This is a genomic window from Streptomyces sp. NPDC001219, from assembly GCF_053597915.1.
Genome location: NZ_JBSFJF010000018.1, coordinates 68,303 through 86,251 on the forward strand (window position 1 = coordinate 68,303; position 17,949 = coordinate 86,251).

The 17,949-nt window shown below is 71.8% G+C and carries 17 protein-coding genes; 4 read left to right on the plus strand and 13 right to left on the minus strand.

Translation table 11 applies throughout. From position 1 onward, the window contains the following. Window positions 1-30 precede the first annotated feature (30 nt). Entirely contained in the window at window positions 31-945 is a 915-nt protein-coding gene (locus tag ACWC9R_RS14530; RefSeq protein WP_450731695.1) for a 5'-3' exonuclease, read from the plus strand. Between the two features lie 49 nt (window positions 946-994). After that, window positions 995-1,852, plus strand: a complete 858-nt coding sequence (locus tag ACWC9R_RS14535; RefSeq protein WP_450731618.1) for a siderophore-interacting protein — start codon at window positions 995-997, stop codon at window positions 1,850-1,852. Window positions 1,853-2,006: 154 nt separating this feature from the next. Here the strand turns inward: ACWC9R_RS14535 and ACWC9R_RS14540 are convergent, their stop codons facing one another. Together ACWC9R_RS14540 and ACWC9R_RS14545 are read right to left on the minus strand one after the other, a co-directional pair. Continuing rightward, on the minus strand, window positions 2,007-2,642 hold the full coding sequence (locus ACWC9R_RS14540) for a MerR family transcriptional regulator (protein ID WP_450731620.1): 636 nt from the start codon (window positions 2,640-2,642) through the stop codon (window positions 2,007-2,009). A gap of 200 nt (window positions 2,643-2,842) precedes the next feature. Next, window positions 2,843-3,208, minus strand: coding sequence for a VOC family protein (locus tag ACWC9R_RS14545; protein ID WP_450731622.1), 366 nt, complete (start codon window positions 3,206-3,208; stop codon window positions 2,843-2,845). A gap of 368 nt (window positions 3,209-3,576) precedes the next feature. Between ACWC9R_RS14545 and ACWC9R_RS14550 the strand changes: the two genes are divergently transcribed. Continuing rightward, window positions 3,577-4,695, plus strand: coding sequence for an LLM class flavin-dependent oxidoreductase (locus tag ACWC9R_RS14550; RefSeq protein WP_450731624.1), 1,119 nt, complete (start codon window positions 3,577-3,579; stop codon window positions 4,693-4,695). A 96-nt stretch (window positions 4,696-4,791) separates the two neighbouring features. Here the strand turns inward: ACWC9R_RS14550 and ACWC9R_RS14555 are convergent, their stop codons facing one another. The 11 genes from ACWC9R_RS14555 to ACWC9R_RS14605 all read right to left on the minus strand — a co-directional run bounded on the left by ACWC9R_RS14555 (window position 4,792) and on the right by ACWC9R_RS14605 (window position 16,675). Next, window positions 4,792-7,608 (minus strand): DEAD/DEAH box helicase, encoded by a 2,817-nt coding sequence (locus ACWC9R_RS14555; RefSeq protein WP_450731626.1) that lies wholly within the window; start codon window positions 7,606-7,608, stop codon window positions 4,792-4,794. 657 nt (window positions 7,609-8,265) lie between these two features. Continuing rightward, window positions 8,266-9,225 carry a twin-arginine translocase subunit TatC gene (tatC, locus tag ACWC9R_RS14560; RefSeq protein ID WP_450731628.1) on the minus strand — a complete coding sequence of 320 codons (960 nt, stop codon included), beginning with the start codon at window positions 9,223-9,225 and terminating at the stop codon, window positions 8,266-8,268. A gap of 63 nt (window positions 9,226-9,288) precedes the next feature. Then, complete coding sequence (gene tatA, locus ACWC9R_RS14565) at window positions 9,289-9,585, minus strand: Sec-independent protein translocase subunit TatA (RefSeq protein WP_450731630.1); 297 nt, start codon at window positions 9,583-9,585, stop codon at window positions 9,289-9,291. Between the two features lie 221 nt (window positions 9,586-9,806). Further along, complete coding sequence (locus ACWC9R_RS14570; RefSeq protein WP_450731632.1) at window positions 9,807-10,010, minus strand: hypothetical protein; 204 nt, start codon at window positions 10,008-10,010, stop codon at window positions 9,807-9,809. Between the two features lie 17 nt (window positions 10,011-10,027). After that, window positions 10,028-10,282, minus strand: a complete 255-nt coding sequence (locus ACWC9R_RS14575) for a hypothetical protein (RefSeq protein ID WP_362608004.1) — start codon at window positions 10,280-10,282, stop codon at window positions 10,028-10,030. A 55-nt stretch (window positions 10,283-10,337) separates the two neighbouring features. Continuing rightward, complete coding sequence (locus tag ACWC9R_RS14580; protein WP_386432036.1) at window positions 10,338-11,288, minus strand: helix-turn-helix transcriptional regulator; 951 nt, start codon at window positions 11,286-11,288, stop codon at window positions 10,338-10,340. Between the two features lie 16 nt (window positions 11,289-11,304). After that, a complete protein-coding gene (locus ACWC9R_RS14585; protein WP_450731634.1) occupies window positions 11,305-12,273 on the minus strand; it encodes a helix-turn-helix transcriptional regulator in 969 nt (322 codons plus the stop codon). A gap of 205 nt (window positions 12,274-12,478) precedes the next feature. Further along, window positions 12,479-12,853 (minus strand): FKBP-type peptidyl-prolyl cis-trans isomerase, encoded by a 375-nt coding sequence (locus ACWC9R_RS14590; RefSeq protein ID WP_018087767.1) that lies wholly within the window; start codon window positions 12,851-12,853, stop codon window positions 12,479-12,481. 68 nt (window positions 12,854-12,921) lie between these two features. After that, window positions 12,922-13,908: an FKBP-type peptidyl-prolyl cis-trans isomerase gene (locus ACWC9R_RS14595; protein ID WP_362607998.1), complete on the minus strand. Its 987-nt coding sequence runs from the start codon at window positions 13,906-13,908 to the stop codon at window positions 12,922-12,924. A gap of 136 nt (window positions 13,909-14,044) precedes the next feature. Continuing rightward, window positions 14,045-15,406 carry a Pup--protein ligase gene (pafA, locus tag ACWC9R_RS14600; RefSeq protein WP_362607996.1) on the minus strand — a complete coding sequence of 454 codons (1,362 nt, stop codon included), beginning with the start codon at window positions 15,404-15,406 and terminating at the stop codon, window positions 14,045-14,047. Window positions 15,407-15,415: 9 nt separating this feature from the next. Continuing rightward, window positions 15,416-16,675 carry an MFS transporter gene (locus tag ACWC9R_RS14605; RefSeq protein WP_450731637.1) on the minus strand — a complete coding sequence of 420 codons (1,260 nt, stop codon included), beginning with the start codon at window positions 16,673-16,675 and terminating at the stop codon, window positions 15,416-15,418. A 120-nt stretch (window positions 16,676-16,795) separates the two neighbouring features. Between ACWC9R_RS14605 and ACWC9R_RS14610 the strand changes: the two genes are divergently transcribed. Next, on the plus strand, window positions 16,796-17,914 hold the full coding sequence (locus ACWC9R_RS14610; protein WP_450731638.1) for a LacI family DNA-binding transcriptional regulator: 1,119 nt from the start codon (window positions 16,796-16,798) through the stop codon (window positions 17,912-17,914). The last annotated feature ends 35 nt before the right edge of the window (window positions 17,915-17,949 follow it).

The window sequence follows — 17,949 nt, forward strand, 5'->3', positions numbered from 1 at the left end:
GGCAAGATGCGGGATGTGAATCGACGCCTGATGCTCCTCGACACCGCCTCGCTCTACTTCCGCGCCTATTTCGGGGTACCGGAATCAGTCAAAGCCCCGGACGGCACCCCGGTGAACGCGGTGCGCGGCCTGCTGGACTTCATCGCCCGGCTCGTCCAGGACCACCACCCCGATGACCTGGTCGCCTGCATGGACTTCGACTGGCGCCCCCAGTGGCGGGTCGACCTGATCCCCTCCTACAAGGCGCACCGGGTCGCCGAGGAGGCCCCGGCCGGCTCCGCCGAGCCCGACGAGGAGGAGATCCCCGACACCCTGTCGCCGCAGGTCCCGGTCATCGAGGAGGTCCTGGACGCCCTGGGCATCGCCCGTATCGGAGCGGACGGCTACGAGGCCGACGACGTCATCGGCACCCTGACCGCGCAGGCCAAGGGCCCGGTGGACATCGTCACCGGCGACCGCGACCTCTTCCAGCTCGTCGACGACCGGCGCGGCATCCGCATCCTGTATCCGCTCAAGGGCGTCGGGACCCTCCAGGTCACCGACGAGGCGCTGCTGCGCGAGAAGTACGGCGTGGACGGTCCCGGTTACGCCGATCTGGCGCTGCTGCGCGGCGACCCCAGCGACGGCCTGCCCGGCGTCCCGGGGATCGGCGAGAAGACCGCCGCCAAGCTGCTGGCCACCTACGGCGACCTGGCAGGCATCCTGGCCGCCGCCGACGACCCGGCCTCCAAGGTGACCCCCGCCCAGCGCAAGCGGCTGCTGGAGGCGCGCCCCTATCTGGCGGTCGCACCGAAGGTCGTGAAGGTGGCCTCCGACGTGCCCGTCCCCGCCGTCGATCACGCCCTCCCCGCCGAACCGGCCGACCCCGAGCGCCTGGAGGCACTCGCCGCGCAGTGGGGGCTGGGCGGTTCCCTGCACCGACTGCTCCTCACACTCCGCCGATGAACTGTTAGGTTAGGTATACCTAATAACTTTGGCGTCAGGGGAGATTGCCGTGGCAGCAGAGCGTCCGTCCCGCAAGAAGCCCACCGTGCACCGCGCCCGGGTGCAGCGCACCGAACAGCTCACCCCGCACATGGTCCGGGTCGTGCTGGGCGGCGAAGGGCTGGCGGAGTTCGCGGCGGGCGCGTACTCCGACCATTACGTCAAGCTCGTGTTCCCGCAGCCCGGCGTCGACTATCCCGAGCCGTTCGACATCGCCCAGATCCGCGCCGACTTCCCGCGCGCCCAGTGGCCCAGCACCCGTACGTACACCGTGCGCGCCTGGGACGCCGCGACCCGCGAGCTGGCGGTGGACTTCGTGGTGCACGGCGACGAGGGCCTGGCCGGGCCCTGGGCGGCCGCGGCCCGGCCGGGCGAGGAGATCCTCCTGCTCGGCCCCGGCGGCGCGTACGTCCCGGAGGCCGACGCCGACTGGCATCTGCTGGCGGGCGACGAGAGCGCCCTGCCGGCCGTCGCGGCCTCGCTCGCCCGGATGCCGGCCGGAGTGCCGGTGCACGCCTTCATCGAGGTGTCCGGCCCCGAGGAGCGCCAGGAGCTGGACGTCCCGGCCGGCGCCGAGGTCCGCTGGCTGTACCGCGGCGGTGCCCCCGTGGGCCGTGAACTGGTCGCCGCCGTCCGGGCGCTGGAGTTCCCGTCCGGCCGGGTCCAGGCCTTCGTGCACGGAGAGGCCGGCTTCGTGAAGGAACTGCGGCGGCTGCTCCGCGTCGAGCACGGCGTCCCCCGCGAGGCGCTGTCCATCTCCGGCTACTGGCGCACCGGTCACAACGAGGACGGCTGGCAGGCCTCCAAGAGCGAGTGGAACCAGCAGGTCGAGGCCGAGCAGGAGACCCCGGCAGCGACGGCCTCCTGACCCGGCGGCACACCACGGGCCCGCCCCCGGCGAACTCCTCGCCGGGGGGCGGGCCCACCGCCTTATCGCAGGCCGGAGACGGCCGCGCACCGGACGTACGGTCCGGACTCCGGCACCTGACGCACGCCATCGACCGCCCGCAGCCCCGGGCCCCTCACCCCTCCGTGGCCTCCTCGAACCTACGGGCCGACGCGTCCACATGCGCGAGCCGTCGCATCGCCGTGAGCACCGCCTCCCCCAGGACCGTCCCCACCACGACGCTCTCCACCAGCCCCTCGACCTCGGCATGGCGTCCCGCCCAGGCCAGATCGGCGGCGGCCACCCGCTCGCAGGCCACGGCGTAGTCGTCGACGACCTCCTCGAACTCGCCGTGCCCGACGCCCCGGAAGGTGGCCAGCGCGAGGGCCAGTTTCTCGGCGGACGGGTCGTCCGGCTCGATCCGCCAGCCGCGGCGGCGGACCAGCTCGGTGACCGTCCGCCGGGCCTGCTCCATCCCCGTCGGTGCGACGGCCGGCCGCGGGGTGATCGCCTCCTGCGCCGCGCCGAGGACCTTGTGAACCGACTCCGCCGGTGAGTCGACGGCGGCCAGCACCTCCCGCACGGCCGAGACCGAGAGCCCCCCGACGTCGATCATCCCGCGGATCAGCCGCAGCCGGCGAACATGGCCGACGTCGTAACGGGCCTGGTTCGGGCTGGTGAGCCGGCCCGCGGGCAACAGCCCCTCGCGGACGTAGTACTTGATCGTCGGGATCGCGACCCCCGTCTCGCGACTCAGCTCCCCGATGCGCATCTGCCACCTCCCCCTCGCCGGGTCCGTCCCCCGGCGTTCACACCGCCCCGGGGCCCACACCCGGCCTGACCATTGCCTCCATACTAGATAGTCCAGCTATCCGACAGCCCTGGGGCCCCCTCTCCCCCTGCGGATTCGCCCCCGCTCCTCACAGCCCCTTCCCTCGGACGAGGGCCGTATCCGCCACCCGGGCAGCCCGTCTACGGGGTATGGCAGACCGCTTCGACGTTGTTGCCGTCGGGGTCACGGACGAACGCCCCGTAGTACGCCGCGTGGTACTCCGGCCACAGCCGTGGGGCGTGCAGGGACTCGGCGCCGGCCGCGACGGCGGCCGTGTGGAAGGCGTCGACCGCCGCACGGTCGGGCGCGGCGAAGGCGAGGTGCACCTCACGGGCGGGACCGCCGTCGCCCGCGGGGACCAGCCAGAGGCTGTGCCCGGTGGTGCCGAAGCTGACGAACTCGCCGAATTCCTTGGTCCGTTGGGCCCCCAGCGGGGCAAGGGCGCGGTCGTAGAAGGCCGCACTCGCCGGGACGTCCGCCACCTGGATCGCGATGTGATCAATCATGCCGCCAGCGTTCCACCGGAGCGGGAAGACGGCACCGGGTTTTCCGGCGGCGTCCCGGCCGGTTCCCTCCGCCCGGCACCCTCCCGGCCCGGCAGACGGCCTGTCCGCATCCCCCAGCCCTTGAACTCCACCTCCCGCGCCGGGAATTGATTGACGTCCCGACCGCGACCTGTTCCACTGAGCCCATGTCTCCTCAGCAGCGACTGGTCACCCGTGACCACATCGACTTCGGTCGGGTGTGGTCGGCCTCCTGTTGCCGCTGACTTCTCCGTAGCGCCGCACCCCTCCGCCGTACGCGATGCCGTACGCCCGCATGCCCTCCCGCGCATGCCCCAGCGCTTGATCCACGAGAAGACGAGGCCCCACCCATGCCTGTCGAGTTCCTCGGCATTGCCGCGACCCACGACGGTTCCGAAGTCAGCCCCCGCTCCGGCGCGTCCTTCGACAAGGACTACACCCTCGAACTCGCCCGCGCCCACCAGGAGTACGGCTGGGACCGGGTGCTGTTCGCCTACGGTTCCGGCTCCCCCGACCCCTCCCCGGCCGCCGCCTACGTGGCGGCGCGCACCGAGACCCTCCAGCTCCTGGTGGCGCACCGCCCCCATGTCTCGTATCCGACGTTCGCCGCGAAGACCTTCGCGACGCTGGACCGGATCAGCGACGGCCGGCTCGCGGTGCACTTCATCACCGGCGGCAACGACCACGAGCAGGCCCGCGAGGGCGACACCCTCACCAAGGACGAGCGCTACGACCGCACCCGCGAGTACATCCGCCTCGTCAAGAAGATCTGGACCACCCATGAGCCCTTCGACCACGAGGGCACCCACTACCGGTTCCACGACTTCGTCTCGGACACCTTCCCCCTCCAGCAGCCCCACCCGCAGGTGTCGTTCGGGGGCTCCTCGGCGGCGGCCTACGCGGCGGGCGGCGCCGAGGCGGACATCTACTGCCTGTGGGGCGAACCGCTGGCCCGGACAGCCGAGCAGATCGCCTCGGTGACGGCGGCGGCGCGGGTGGCCGGACGCGCTGACCGGCCCCGCATCCAGGTCGCGTTCCGGCCGATCATCGCGCCCACCGAGGAACTGGCCTGGGAGAAGGCCCACCGCACCCTGGAGCGGATCAAGGCCCGTAAGGCGGGCGGCGCACCGAGCCGCCGCCACCCGCTGACGAACCCGCAGAACGCCGGATCACAGCGGCTGCTGGCGGTGGCCGCGGAAGGCGAGCGGCACGACCGGGCGCTGTGGACCCCGACCGCCGCGGAGACCGGCGGCGCGGGCAACTCCACCGCGCTGGTCGGCACCCCGGAGACCGTCGCCCGGGCCCTGCTCGACTACTACGACCTCGGCGTGGAGATCCTCTCCGCGCGGGGCTACGACCTGCTCGACGACGCCATCGACTTCGGCCGGTACGTCATCCCGCTCGTACGCGAGGAGGTCGCCAAACGGGACGCGGAACGGGCGGTGGCCGACGGTCGGCAGGACTCGTAGCGCGCCCTCCCCGCCACGGCACGCGGCGCCGCGCCCCGTCCGTACGGAGTGCGGCGCCGCACCGCTCGCGGGCCGTCCCGGCGGCCCTGATGCTCCTCAGCCCACCGACGAGTACGCCACCACGCCGCGCAGTACCCCGTCCATGGCCTTGCGAGCCGTACGGGCGACCGTGCCGCCGGGCGGGGCCGCGGCCGCGATCTGGCCGAGGACGTCGATCAGCTGCTTGCACCAGCGGACGAAGTCACCGGCCGGCATCTCCGCCTCGCGCAGCACCTCGTCCAGGCCGAAGCCGGAGGCCCAGCGGTAGGCGGCCCAGGCGAAGCCGAGGTCCGGCTCCCGCTGGCCGACGCCCTCCGCCTGGTTGATCTTGTGATCCTCCTCCAGGGCGTCCAGCCGGCCCCAGATGCGGACCATCTCGCCCAGCGCGTCCTTGGCCTTGCCGGCCGGCAGCTTGGGCGCCACCGCGTCATCCGCCTGCCGCGCCTCGTACACCAGCGCCGAGGCACAGGCCGCCAGCTCCGCCGGGCCCAGCCCCTCCCAGACGCCCTCGCGCAGACACTCGCTCGCCAGCAGATCCAGCTCGCCGTAGAGCCGGGCCAGCCGCCGGCCCTCGTCGGTGACGGTGTCGCCCACGAGGTAGTCCATCTCGGTCAGCAGGCCGCAGATCCGGTCGAAGGTTCGGGCGATGGTGTTCGTCCGGCCCTCGATCCGGCGCTCCAGCTGGTGGGTGTCGCGCAGCAGCCGGTGATAGCGCTCCGCCCAGCGCGCGTGGTCCTCCCGCTCGGCACAGCCATGGCAGGGGTGCGCCCGGATCTCCGTCCGCAGCCGGGCGATCTCGCGGTCGTCGGCCGCCTCCGAGCGGGGCTTGCGGTGCCGGGAGGGCACCATGTGGCCGGCCTTCGTCCGCAGCGCTGAGGCCAGATCACGGCGCGACTGCGGGCTGCGGGCGTTGAACGACTTGGGAATCCGCATCCGGTCCAGCGCCTTGACCGGCACCGGGAAGTCGATCGAGGCCAGCCGCTTGACCTGCCGCTCGGCGGTCAGCACCAGCGGCCGCGGGCCGTCCTGCGCCTCGAAGCCGCGGTGGCCGTTCGTCCGCCCCGACGGCATCCCGGGGTCGAGGACCAGCGCGAGCCCCGCGTACTTGCCGGTCGGCACATGGATGACATCGCCAGGCTTCAGCTTCTCCAGCGCCGCCGCGGCCGCCACCCGCCGCTGTGCCGCGCCCTGCTTGGCCAGCTCCGTCTCACGGTCCTTCAGCTGCCGTCGCAGCCGGGAGTACTCCTCGAAGTCGCCGAGGTGACAGGTCATCGAGCCGCGGTAGCCCTCCAGCCCCTCCTCGTTCTTCTGCACCTGCCGGGAGATCCCGACCACCGACTTGTCGGCCTGGAACTGCGCGAAGGACATCTCCAGCAGCTCCCGCGAGCGGTGCCTGCCGAACTGCGAGACGAGGTTGACCGCCATGTTGTACGACGGCTTGAACGAGGACCGCAGCGGATAGGTCCGCGTCCCGGCCAGCCCGGCCAGCGCGCCCGGGTCCATCCCCCGCTGCCACAGCACCACCGCGTGGCCCTCGATGTCGATACCGCGGCGCCCGGCCCGCCCGGTCAGCTGGGTGTACTCGCCGGGGGTGATGTCGGCGTGCTGCTCGCCGTTCCACTTCACCAGCTTCTCCAACACCACCGACCGCGCGGGCATGTTGATGCCCAGCGCCAGGGTCTCGGTGGCGAAGACGGCCTTCACCAGGCCCTTCACGAACAGTTCCTCGACGACCTCCTTGAAGGTCGGCAGCATGCCGGCGTGGTGCGCGGCGATGCCCCGCTCCAGGCCCTCCAACCACTCGAAGTAGCCCAGCACATGCAGGTCGTCGTCCGGAATCCCGGCCGTCCGCGCCTCCACTATGCGACGGACCTGCTCGCGGCCCTCCTGGTCGTTGAGCCGCAGGCCCGACACCAGGCACTGCTGCACGGCCGCCTCGCAGCCGGCCCGGCTGAAGATGAAGGTGATCGCGGGCAGCAGGCCCTCGTTGTCGAGACGGTCGATGACCTCCGGTCGGCTCGGTGTCCAGATACGGGCGCGCTGCCGCCGCTCACGCTCCCGGTCCGCCTCGCGCATGTTGCGGCCCCGGCGCTTGTCCCGGCCGAACGTCGGCCGGCTGTTCTCCATCCGCGCCAGCCGCTCCAGGTCGGGGTTAACCTCACGGCGCCCGCCGCTGCGCCCGTCCCGCTCCTCGAACAGGTCGTATATCCGGCGCCCCGCGAGGACGTGCTGCCACAGCGGCACCGGCCGGTGCTCGGACACGATCACTTCGGTGTCGCCCCGGACGGTGTCCAGCCAGTCGCCGAACTCCTCGGCGTTGGACACCGTCGCCGACAGTGACACCAGCGTCACCGACTCCGGAAGATGGATGATCACCTCTTCCCATACGGCGCCGCGGAAGCGGTCGGAGAGATAGTGCACCTCGTCCATGACCACATAGCCGAGGCCGACCAGCGACTGCGATCCGGCATAGAGCATGTTCCGCAGCACCTCGGTGGTCATCACGACCACCGGAGCCTCGGAGTTGACGCTGTTGTCGCCGGTCAGCAGACCGACCTTCTCGGCGCCGTACCGCTTCACCAGATCCTGGTACTTCTGGTTGGACAGCGCCTTGATGGGCGTGGTGTAGAAGCATTTTCTGCCCTGTTCCAGGGCCAGGTGGACGGCGAACTCGCCGACGATCGTCTTGCCAGATCCAGTGGGGGCCGCGACCAGCACACCCTTGCCGGCCTCCAGGGCCCGGCACGCCTCGACCTGGAACGAATCCAGCCCGAAGTCATACATTTCACGGAAAGGGGCGAGTGCGGTGGCCTGCTCGGCCGCCCGGAGCTTGGCGGCGGCATAGCGCTCAGCAGGGGACATGTCCTCGGTCATCGTGCTTACGAGCCTACCGGCCAGGTCTGACAACGACCCGATCTTTATGACGCCGGTTGCCGGGGGCTGGGCCGCGTGCGCCTACGGGCTGTGGGTGGTGGGTCGGAGGGGACGCCCGGTAAGCCGTCCTCGGCGCGGGCGGCCCTGGTCCCAGAGGTTCGGAACCCCGTTGTTCGCTCCGGGTCCTGCGGGCGGCTCACCGGGCATCCCCTCCGACCGCCGTACGTACGCGGCTGTCCCGCCGTACGGATCACCGTTACGGCACTACCCGTACGGCATCCCCTTGGCAGGCAACCGGCCCCGCAGCTTGGGCGGCGGGCGAGGTGGGGCCGTGACGCGCGGTGTCACCGGGCCGCGGCCGGCAACGCTGGACGGTCGGAGGGGATGTACCGGGGCCCGCCCGCAGGACCGGAGCGAACACCGGGGTACTCAATCGCTCGTAGCCGCGTCGCCCGCGCCGAGGACGGGTGCCGGTGCGTCCCCTCCGACCCCCGCGGCAACCACAAACCCCGCAAAACCCCAGCCCCCGCCGGGCCCGCGCCAACACCCCACACAGTGACCAGATCGCGCCCCAAAGGGGCGCGGGGAACTGCGCGCCCAGCCACAACCCACCCGCAGCCGAAGCAACCGACCCCAACTACCCCACGTCACCCCCGGTCACGTGAAGTCGTCGTACCCCCCACGACGCCCCGCATCCCCGTCGCCGGCCTCACCACTCGCCTGCCCCGGAAGCATCCGGCCGGAGGCCACCGGCTCGATCTCCCCGACCTCGCCGGGCGTCAGATCGAGTTCCGAGGCCTCGTCGTCGCTCAGCCCCGCGTCCGGGTTGCTGAACTTACGGCGACGGTCGTTGAAGAGGCAGATGCCGACGGCACCGAAGTACAGCACCACGATCGGCGCGGCCAGCAGCCCCATGGTCAGCGGATCACCGGTCGGCGTGGCGAGGGCCGCGAACACCGTGATGCCCAGCACCATGAACCGCCACCAGCTCAGAATGCGGCTGCCGGTGAGCACGCCGCCGAAGTTGAGCAGCACCAGAAGCAGCGGAAGCTCGAAGGCGAGACCGAAGACCAGCACCATGCGCGTGACGATGTCGAAGAACTCGTCAGCGGGGAAGAAGTTGGCCCAGTCGCTGGGGGTCAGACCGAGCAGCGCCCCCGCGGTGGTCGGCAGGACCGCGTAGGCGAGGTACGCGCCACCCAGGAAGAGCGGGACACCGGCACCGACGAAGCCGAGGGCGTACTTCTTCTCGTGCCGGTGGAGACCCGGCGCGAGGAAGGCCCAGAGCTGGTAGAGCCACACCGGGGTGGAGAGGACGACGCCGGTGGTGAGGGACACCTTGAGCATGATCGTGAACGGTGCGAGCAGACCGTTCGCCACGACCTGGGCGCAGGGATGGGTGCGCGGGCCGGTCGGGGCCTTGGGGCAGCCGACCGAGTCGATGACCGGGCCGGTGACGAAGTGCGCGATCGCTTCGTACTGCCACATCGCGACGGCGGTGATGACCATGATGGCCAGCACCGATTTCAGCAGCCTGTTGCGCAGCTCACGCAGGTGCGCCGCGAGCGGCATCCGCCCCTCGGGGTCCTTCTCCTGCTTGCGGGCAGACTTGGGCAACCCACTTCCTCGTCTCGTACAGCAGCCGCCGCCGACCGGGTCGGTGTGACTGGATCGGTTCGGTCAGCTCTGGTTGGTGCGGTTCGGCTCGGCCACGGGGCGCGAGCTGCTCACGTCACCGGGAGCCGCCTGAATCGTACGAGGGGCCTGCTGAGCAGCATCGGAGGGAGCCTCGGAGGAGGAGGAGGAGGCGCCACCGTCCGCGTCGCCCTCCTTCTTCATCGCCTTGGCCTCGCTCTTGAGAATGCGAGCGGACTTCCCGAGCGAACGCGCCATGTCCGGAAGCTTCTTCGCGCCGAAGAGCAGCACAATCACGACGAGGATCAGGATGATCTCGGGGGCCCTCAGGTTGCTGAGCATCTGCGACTACCTTCTCGCCGGGGCGGCGTCTGCTGTGGTGCCTGCCGAATGGGGTCGGACTGGCGTCCTGGTGCTAGCTCGATCGTAACGTTCGGTGGTGAACGCCGGGCAATGCCCGTGCATCTTCCGAATTGCCTGGACCGCCGCGCTGTATGAACCGCAGAGGAAGCGTACCCCTCTGCCCTCCGGCGGAGCAGAGCGCACGGTCGGGCGGCGACATCTCACTCCCGGCCGGCCTCCTGCGCACGGGAGGCGAGCGGCAGCGCCGCCCGCTCCAGGTCCTCGCTGGCCCGCTGAATCCGCTCCGAGGTCGCCCCTACCTGGCGGGCCAGCCGTCGCACTTCGACGAAGACGCGGACGGCGAGGACACCGAGCACGGCGATCCCGGCGAAGCCGAGGGCGATTGCGATCATGGGCCAGAGCATGGGAACGAGCCTAACGGTCAGCCCGTGTGCAGCCGCAGCGTACGGACCCCGCCGCCGGTGAGCAGCTCGATGATCCGCTCGCCGGCCGGCTTGCGCACCGCGCGGCGGCAGTCGGGGCAGGTGAAGGAGTAGAAGGTGGTGCGGCTGCTGCCGCCGATGGCCAGCCGGAAGGCGTCCGAGGCCAGTTCGAAGCGGCCCCGGCAGTCGGGGCAGGCCGCCTTGAAGAGCACCGGAGCCGTCCGGCCCGTCAAGGTGGGGGTCGCCATCGTCATCCTTCGCCGCCTCGTCCGCCGCGCCGCGCCGTACGGCGTGCCCGGCTCACCGCGCTCACTCGCCGTACGCCGCGAGGGCCAGCTCGGCGGCCTGCCGCGCGCTGTCCGCGAGCGCCTGCGGCGCCACGATCCGGCCGTCCCGGCCCAGCCGCAGGGCCAGCCGCCGCAGCGAGGCCGGGTCGGGGGTGCGCAGGGTGATGCGCAGCCCGCCGTCGGGGAGCTCCTCGGCGCTGTCGTGCGGGTAGTACTCGGCGACCCAGCGGCCGCCGGGCCCGACCTCGATGGAGACCTCGGGGTCCTCGGCCGCGGGCTGCACCAGGCCCTCCGAGAGGTCGCGCAGCTCGACCGGGGGCGGGTCGGCGGGCGCGTCCAGCAGCTTGATCTCGGCGACCCGGTCGAGCCGGAAGGTCCGCCGGGCCTCCGAGAGCCGGCACCAGGCTTCCACGTAGGTGTGGCCGACGGCGAAGAGCCGGATCGGGTCCACCTCGCGCTCGGTCAGCTCGTCGCGGGCCGGGGAGTAGTAGCGCAGCCACAGCCGGCGCCGCTCGGCGATGGCGCGGTCCACGTCGGCGAACACCCCGCCCTCGGACTCGAAGGTCACCGAGAGCCGGGAGCTGGCCCCGGCCGCCTCGCCGGCCGCCGCCTCCAGCTTGGCGGTGGCCCGCAGCAGCGCCTGCCGGTCGCCCTCGCGCAGTCCGGGCAGGGTGGCCACCGCGCGGGCCGCGACCAGCAGGGCGGTCGCCTCGTCGGCGGCCAGCCGGAGCGGCTCGGCGACGTCGTCGGGGTTGTGCCACCAGATGCGGTCGCCGTCGGTGTCGATGTCCAGGAGGTCGCCGCCGCGGAAGCTCGTTCCGCACATCGGCAGGACGTCGAGGTCGGCGATCAGCTCGTCCTCGGTGATGCCGAAGGCGCGGGCGACGTCCCCGACGCGGGCGCCGGGGCGCTCACGCAGGTAGGTCACCAGGGACAGCATCCGGCGGGTCTGGTCGATCGCGTTCGTCGCCATGGGTCTCGTTTCCCTCTCAGCCCTTGGCCACGGCACGCAGCCGGTCGATGACATCGGCGCGCAGTTCCGCGGGTTCCAGGACGACCACGTCGGGGCCGAACTCCACCAGCCAGGCGTCGAGTCCGTGCCCGTTGGGGATCTCCAGCTCCTCCCAGCCGTCGCCCAGTGCCCGGACGGTGAGCGCGCGGGCGCGCAGCGGGTAGCCGTGCTCGGCCCGCAGCCTGATCCTGGCGGTGCCGGTGGCGGTCTCGCCGGCCCAGCTCTCGACGGTCTCGCGGACGGTGACGTGATCGGGCACCGGCGCGGTGAACGCCCCTTGCCGGGAACGGACCTTGCCGGTGATCCGGGAGAGCCGGAAGACCCGCTCTGCCTGGCGCTCGCGGTCCCAGCCGGCGACGTACCAGTGGCCGCGCCAGCATTCGAGAATCCAGGGTTCGACCTGCCGCTGCTGGGGGTGGGCGGCGTTCGACTTGCGGTAGTCGAAGACGACCGGACGGCGGTCCCGGCAGGCCAGCATCAGCGGTTCGAAGGCGGCCTCATGGGCGGGGATTCGAGGCTCCAGCGCGCTGTGCGGCTGTCCGGCGTCGTAGTCGGCACCGTCCGCGGCCAGCGGCATACCGGCCGCGCGCAGCTTCTGGAGCGCGCCGCTGGCGGCGCCCGCCAGCCGGGCCTGCTGCCAGATCTTCGCGGCGAGCCCCAGGGCGGCGGCCTCCTCGGCGTCCAGGGTGATCGGGGGCAGGCGGTTGCTGTCGCGGCGGGCGAGGTAGCCGATGTCGCCGTCGATGCCCTCGACGGTCTCGATGACCAGGCCCAGCTCGCGCAGATCGTCCTTGTCCCGCTCGAACATCCGGTTGAACGAGTCGTCGCTGTTGGCCTCGATGTAGGCCTCGATGGACGACCGCAGTTCACGTTTGGTCAGCGGGCGTCGCGTCCCCAGCAGGCACAGCGCCAGATTCATCAGCCGCTCGGCCTTGGCAATGGCCATCGACGCCCTTTCTCGTTGAACTCCCGATCGTTGACCGTACCGCTCGGGGTGGCCCGGGCAAAAGCGGGACGGGGAAGCCCTCGGTCCCCGCGCCCGCCCGCCGGCCAGGAAGGAGTGTGGCCGGACACGTGCGAGGGCCCGTGCCGTGACGGCACGGGCCCTCGGTCCCGTCAGCTGCGGTCGCGCACGGCGACCGGCGCCGGTCTCAGACGGAGACCAGGTCGCAGACGAAGATCAGCGTCTCGCCCGGGGCGATACGGCCGCCGCCGGCGCCGCGGTCGCCGTACGCGAGGTGCGCGGGGATGGTCAGCCGGCGGCGGCCGCCGACCTTCATGCCCTGCACGCCCTGGTCCCAGCCGGCGATGACCTGGCCGGCGCCCAGCTGGAACTGGAGCGGCTTGCCGCGGTTCCAGCTGGCGTCGAACTCCTCGCCGGTGCTGAAGGACACGCCGACGTAGTGGACGGAGACGGTGTCCCCGGCCTTGGCGACCGGCCCGTCGCCCTCCGTCAGGTCCACGATCTCGAGCTCGGTGGGAGCCGGGCCCTCAGGAAAGTCGATCTCGGGCTTGTCGATGCTCACGGATGTGCTCCTACTTACGAATCTTTACGATTACCGGGCCAGTCTTGCAGATCTTGCGAGGCCCGCCGTCAGACCGTGCCGACGATGTCGACCGAGAAGACTAGGGTGTTCTTCGCCAGCTCGTGCTGCGGGCTCGCGCCGTAGCCCAGCTTCGGCGGGATCACGATCTCCACCCGGTCGCCGACGTGCTTGCCGACCAGCGCCTTGTCCCAGCCCTGGACGACCTGCCCGGTGCCGATCTGGAAGGCCGTCGCGCCACCGTGGTCCCAGGACGAGTCGAACTTCTTGCCGTCCTCCCACTTCACACCGGTGTACTGCGCGATCAGCCCGTCACCGGCCTTGACCTCGGGGCCCTTGCCCTTGACCAGGACCTGCTCCTTGAGGTCCTTGGGGGCCTTCTCGCCCTTGGGCACCTCGATCTTCGCGGCCTTCCCGTCGGGCGCGGTCACCTTGGGCAGCCCGTCCTCCGGCTCCGCCTGCTCGCCCTCGGCCTTGGCCTTCTTATCGACCTTCTTCGCCCCGACGACGTCGACGACCCACACCAGGCCGTCGCCCGGCTTGATCCCGGCCTGCGGGTTCAGGCCCGCGCCGATCAGCGCCTTGGCCGTGCCCTCGACCTCGACGCGGCTGCCGACCTTCTGCCCGGCCATCGCGGACAGCACCTTCGGCGGCAGCATCTGCTGCGTCATCTGGTCGGTGACCTCGGTCACGACCTGGGTACGCGGGCCGCCGGGCTTGCTGCCGGGCTGCGGCGTCCAGCTGCCACCGAGGTTCCGGCCCTTCATCGTCTGCGCCGCGAAGTCCAGCCGGACCAGGTCGCCCTTCTTGACCGTCGCGCCCTTGCCCTCGACGAGGGTCTTGGTGACGGGCTTCTCGGCCGGCTTGGCGCCCTTCGGCACCGTGATCTTGGGCTTCTCCCCGGCCTTGCCCTCGACCTTGGCGACGGCTGCGCCGGACGAGCCCTTGCCGTCGTCGGAGCCGCAGGCGGCGGTGAACAGCAGGATCGGCACGGTCAGCGCGGCAGCGGCGCGACGGGTGTTCTTCGTGAGGTTCATTCGTCCAACTCGGGCTCGTGGGGTGGGTGGGCAATGCCCGCCACTCTACGACCTGTGCCGCCGGACGTTTCCCGTCACAACACGGCAATGTGCCGGGAGCTCGGAGCTCCCGGCACACCACCGCATTCCCCGCGGGTCACATCCCTGCGATCAGCTTCTCCACCCGGTCGTCCACGGAGCGGAACGGGTCCTTGCACAGCACCGTGCGCTGCGCCTGGTCATTGAGCTTGAGATGCACCCAGTCGACCGTGAAATCGCGGCGCTGCTCCTGCGCCCGGCGGATGAAGTCGCCGCGCAGCCTGGCACGGGTGGTCTGCGGCGGCACCGACTTGCCCTCGAAGATCTTCAGGTCGTTGCAGATCCGCGCCGCCTGTCCCTTCCGCTCCAGGAGGTAGTAGAGGCCCCGGCGGCGGTGGATGTCGTGGTACGCGAGGTCTATCTGCGCCACTCGCGGGTGGGACATCGTGATGTTGTTCTTGGTGCGATACCGCTCGATGAGCTGATGCTTCATCACCCAGTCGATCTCGGTCGCGACCCGGCCGAGATCCTCGTCCCGGATCGCCTCGAGCGTACGGCCCCACAGCTCCAGGACCCGCTCGACGGTGCCCGTACGGATGCCGCGGCGCTCGCAGAAGTCCACGGCCTTCTCGTAGTACTCCTGCTGGACCTCCAGCGCCGAGGCCTCGCGCCCGCTGGCCAGCCGCACCTTGCGCTGGCCGGTGATGTCATGGCTGACCTCGCGGATCGCCCGGATGGGGTTCTCCAGCGTCAGATCACGCATGACCGTGCCCGCCTCGATCATGCGCAGCACGAGATCGGTGGCGCCGACCTTCAGCATCATCGTCGTCTCGGACATGTTGGAGTCGCCCACGATGACATGGAGCCGGCGATAGCGCTCGGCGTCCGCGTGCGGCTCGTCGCGGGTGTTGATGATCGGCCGGGAGCGGGTCGTCGCCGAGGAGACGCCCTCCCAGATGTGCTCCGCGCGCTGGCTGACGCAGTAGACGGCGCCGCGCGGGGTCTGCAGCACCTTGCCCGCGCCGCACAGCAGCTGACGGGTGACCAGAAACGGAATGAGGATGTCCGCGAGCCGGGAGAACTCACCGTGGCGGGCGACGAGATAATTCTCGTGACAGCCGTAGGAGTTTCCCGCCGAATCGGTGTTGTTCTTGAAGAGGTAGACGTCGCCCGCGATTCCCTCCTCATGCAGACGGCGTTCGGCGTCGACGAGCAGGCCCTCGAGAATGCGCTCACCGGCCTTGTCGTGGGTGACCAGCTCGGTCACGTTGTCGCACTCGGGAGTTGCGTATTCCGGGTGCGAACCCACGTCCAGGTACAGGCGGGCGCCGTTCCGCAGGAAGACATTGCTGCTGCGGCCCCATGACACGACACGGCGGAAGAGGTAGCGCGCCACTTCGTCAGGCGACAGTCGGCGCTGTCCCCTGAACGTGCACGTGACGCCGTACTCGTTCTCCAGCCCGAAAATGCGGCGGTCCATGACTGAACATTACGCCTGACGGCCTGCTCTGAAACCGGGTTCGGCCGCCCCGTTTCGATCATTTTCCGTCGTGACGGCCACGGTCGTCCGCGGCACGGGCTCCCCGAGAAATCGCTTCGTCGACAAAAGGACGAGCAGTGCGGCGATTCCGCCGGCGCCGGCCACCGCGAAGCCGGCGACCGCGCCACCGCGCTCCACCGCCGGACCCACCACCGAGGCACCCACCGCCGATCCGACGCCGAACGTCGTCACCAGCCAGGAGAACGCCTCGGTCACCGTGCCCTTGGGCGCGTGCCGGTCCACCACCACGAACGCGCAGGCCAGCGCGGGCGCCAGGAACACCCCGGCGACGCCGGTCAGCGCCGTCATCCCCACGACGCCCGGCACCAGCACCAGCGGCAGATACCCCAGCGCCAGCAGACCGACCAGCAGCCGCAGCCGGCTCTCCGGCCGTCCCGGCCACTCACGGGCGCCGTAGACGAGACCGCCGGCCAGCGCGCCGACGCCGAGCGCGGACAGCAGCGCGCTGGAGACCATGCCCCCACCGTGCTCGTCGGCGTACGCGACCGCCGCGACCGCGATGGCCCCCATCGCCAGCCCGACGAAGAAGAACGCCCCGATCAGCACCAGCAGCCCGGCCGAGCGCAGCGCCCCCAGCCAGTGCGCCTCACGGGGCCCGCTGCGCCACCGCCGGGACGGCGCGGAGACGACCACGGAGAGGGCGCCGAGCACCCCGAGCAGGTTGATCACCAGCAGCGCCGCGCCCGCGGACCAGGCCGCCACGCACAGCGTCACCAGCAACGGGCCCACCGCGAACATGACTTCCTGCGCCACCGCGTCCAGCGCGTAGGCGGCGTGCACCCGGTCCGGGCGTTTGAGGACCCCGGGCCACAGCGCCCGCAGACCGCCCTCCAGGGGCGGGGTGAAGAAACCGGCGATCACCATGGCGGCGTAGGCGAGCCACAGCACGTCCAGGCCGACGGCCACCAGCAGCGCCATGCCGAGCGCGGAGAGCACCGAGGCCGGCAGCATCACCCGCGGCTGGCCGAAGAGGTCCACGGCCCGGCCGAGCAGCGGCTGGCCGACGGCGGTGAAGAGCCCGTAGACCGCGGACAGCGCGCCGGCGAGGGCGTAGCTGCCGCCCTCGGCGCGTACGAAGAGGACCACGGCCAGCGCCGCGGTGGCGTTCGGCAGCCTGCCGACCAGCGTGCCCGCCAGGAGCCGTGCCGCATGCCGGGTCCTGAGCAGCTCCGCGTATCCCGCGGCCATCCCCGCCCCTCTCTGTCCGGCCGGGCCGGACGTGTTACGTATAACCCTGAGCGCTATACGTACCATGACCACCACCCGCCGTCCACTCGCGGCGGCAGAACGTGAGGAGCGAGACACCCGGTGAGCAGCAACGAGGCCGCACCGTCCCCCGGCGCCCGCACCGGCTCCCCCGGGGCGGGCGGGGCCGCGCGCCCCGGAGGCCCGGCCGCCCGCGTCACCAGCCGGGACGTGGCCCGCGCCGCCGGGGTCTCCCAGGCCGCCGTCTCCCTCGTCCTGGGCGACAAGTGGCGCGGCCGGGTCTCCCCCGGCAAGGCGGACGCCGTCCGCGCCGCCGCCCGTGAACTCGGCTACCGGCCCAACCTCGCCGCCCGCAGCCTGCGCATGGGCCGCACCCGCACGGTGCTGCTGGTCGTCCCCGTCCTGACCACCGAGTTCTTCGCCCGCGTCTACACCGGCGCGGCCCGGGCCGCCGCCGACCACGGCTTCGGCGTGGTCCTCTACCCCTCCCCCGAAGGCGCCGGGCCCGCCCGCAACCCGTTCGACTCCGCAGCGGCCACCCTCGACGGAGTGATCGCCTCGTCCATGGCCGCCGAGGCGCTCACCCCGCTCCGGGACGCGGACCTGCCCCTGGTCATGCTGGACAGCGACCCCGGCGACGAGCGGGCCGATGCCACCGTGAACCTCGACATCGCCGACGGCGCACGCCAGTTGACGGGCCATCTGAGCGCGCTCGGCCACCGCCGTATCACCCACCTCGCGGCCGATGTCCGGTCCTGGACCTTCGAGGTGCGCGCCCGCGCCGTCGCCGACAGCCTGCACGGCGGCCCGGGCGCGCTGCTGCGCCGGCAGCCGTCCGCCCTCGGGGTCGACGCCGGGCTGCGCGCCGCACACACCGCCCTCACCGGACCCGGCCCCCGCCCCACGGCGCTGCTCTGCGACGACGACATCATCGCCGCGGGCGCCTGCAAGGCCGTCCGCCGCCTGGGCCTGCGCGTCCCCGAGGACGTCTCCGTCACCGGCTTCGACGACCTGGCCCTGGCCGTCGCCGTCGAACCGGAGCTGACGACCGTACGCCTGCCCGCCGAGGAGTTCGGCGCGGCCGGGATGCGGGCCCTGATGGCGGTCCTCGACGGCCGCCCGGCGCCCGCCGCCACCCTGCCCGTGGAGCTGGTCACCCGCGGCTCCACCGCCCCGCCCCCGCGGGCCCCCGGCAACGCCGCGCGCCCCGGCGGGCGGTGACCCACCGGGGCGCGTGCACCGGGCCGCGGGCCCGG

What these genes read in the sequence shown, in the direction of transcription:
- ACWC9R_RS14530 (WP_450731695.1), top strand. Translation starts at nt 31, where the DNA reads ATGCTCCTCGACACCGCCTCGCTCTACTTCCGCGCCTATTTCGGGGTA.
- ACWC9R_RS14540 (WP_450731620.1), bottom strand. Translation starts at nt 2,642, where the DNA reads ATGCGCATCGGGGAGCTGAGTCGCGAGACGGGGGTCGCGATCCCGACG.
- ACWC9R_RS14545 (WP_450731622.1), bottom strand. Translation starts at nt 3,208, where the DNA reads ATGATTGATCACATCGCGATCCAGGTGGCGGACGTCCCGGCGAGTGCG.
- ACWC9R_RS14550 (WP_450731624.1), top strand. Translation starts at nt 3,577, where the DNA reads ATGCCTGTCGAGTTCCTCGGCATTGCCGCGACCCACGACGGTTCCGAA.
- ACWC9R_RS14555 (WP_450731626.1), bottom strand. Translation starts at nt 7,608, where the DNA reads ATGACCGAGGACATGTCCCCTGCTGAGCGCTATGCCGCCGCCAAGCTC.
- tatA (WP_450731630.1), bottom strand. Translation starts at nt 9,585, where the DNA reads ATGCTCAGCAACCTGAGGGCCCCCGAGATCATCCTGATCCTCGTCGTG.
- ACWC9R_RS14570 (WP_450731632.1), bottom strand. Translation starts at nt 10,010, where the DNA reads ATGCTCTGGCCCATGATCGCAATCGCCCTCGGCTTCGCCGGGATCGCC.
- ACWC9R_RS14575 (WP_362608004.1), bottom strand. Translation starts at nt 10,282, where the DNA reads ATGACGATGGCGACCCCCACCTTGACGGGCCGGACGGCTCCGGTGCTC.
- ACWC9R_RS14580 (WP_386432036.1), bottom strand. Translation starts at nt 11,288, where the DNA reads ATGGCGACGAACGCGATCGACCAGACCCGCCGGATGCTGTCCCTGGTG.
- ACWC9R_RS14585 (WP_450731634.1), bottom strand. Translation starts at nt 12,273, where the DNA reads ATGGCCATTGCCAAGGCCGAGCGGCTGATGAATCTGGCGCTGTGCCTG.
- ACWC9R_RS14595 (WP_362607998.1), bottom strand. Translation starts at nt 13,908, where the DNA reads ATGAACCTCACGAAGAACACCCGTCGCGCCGCTGCCGCGCTGACCGTG.
- pafA (WP_362607996.1), bottom strand. Translation starts at nt 15,406, where the DNA reads ATGGACCGCCGCATTTTCGGGCTGGAGAACGAGTACGGCGTCACGTGC.
- ACWC9R_RS14605 (WP_450731637.1), bottom strand. Translation starts at nt 16,675, where the DNA reads ATGGCCGCGGGATACGCGGAGCTGCTCAGGACCCGGCATGCGGCACGG.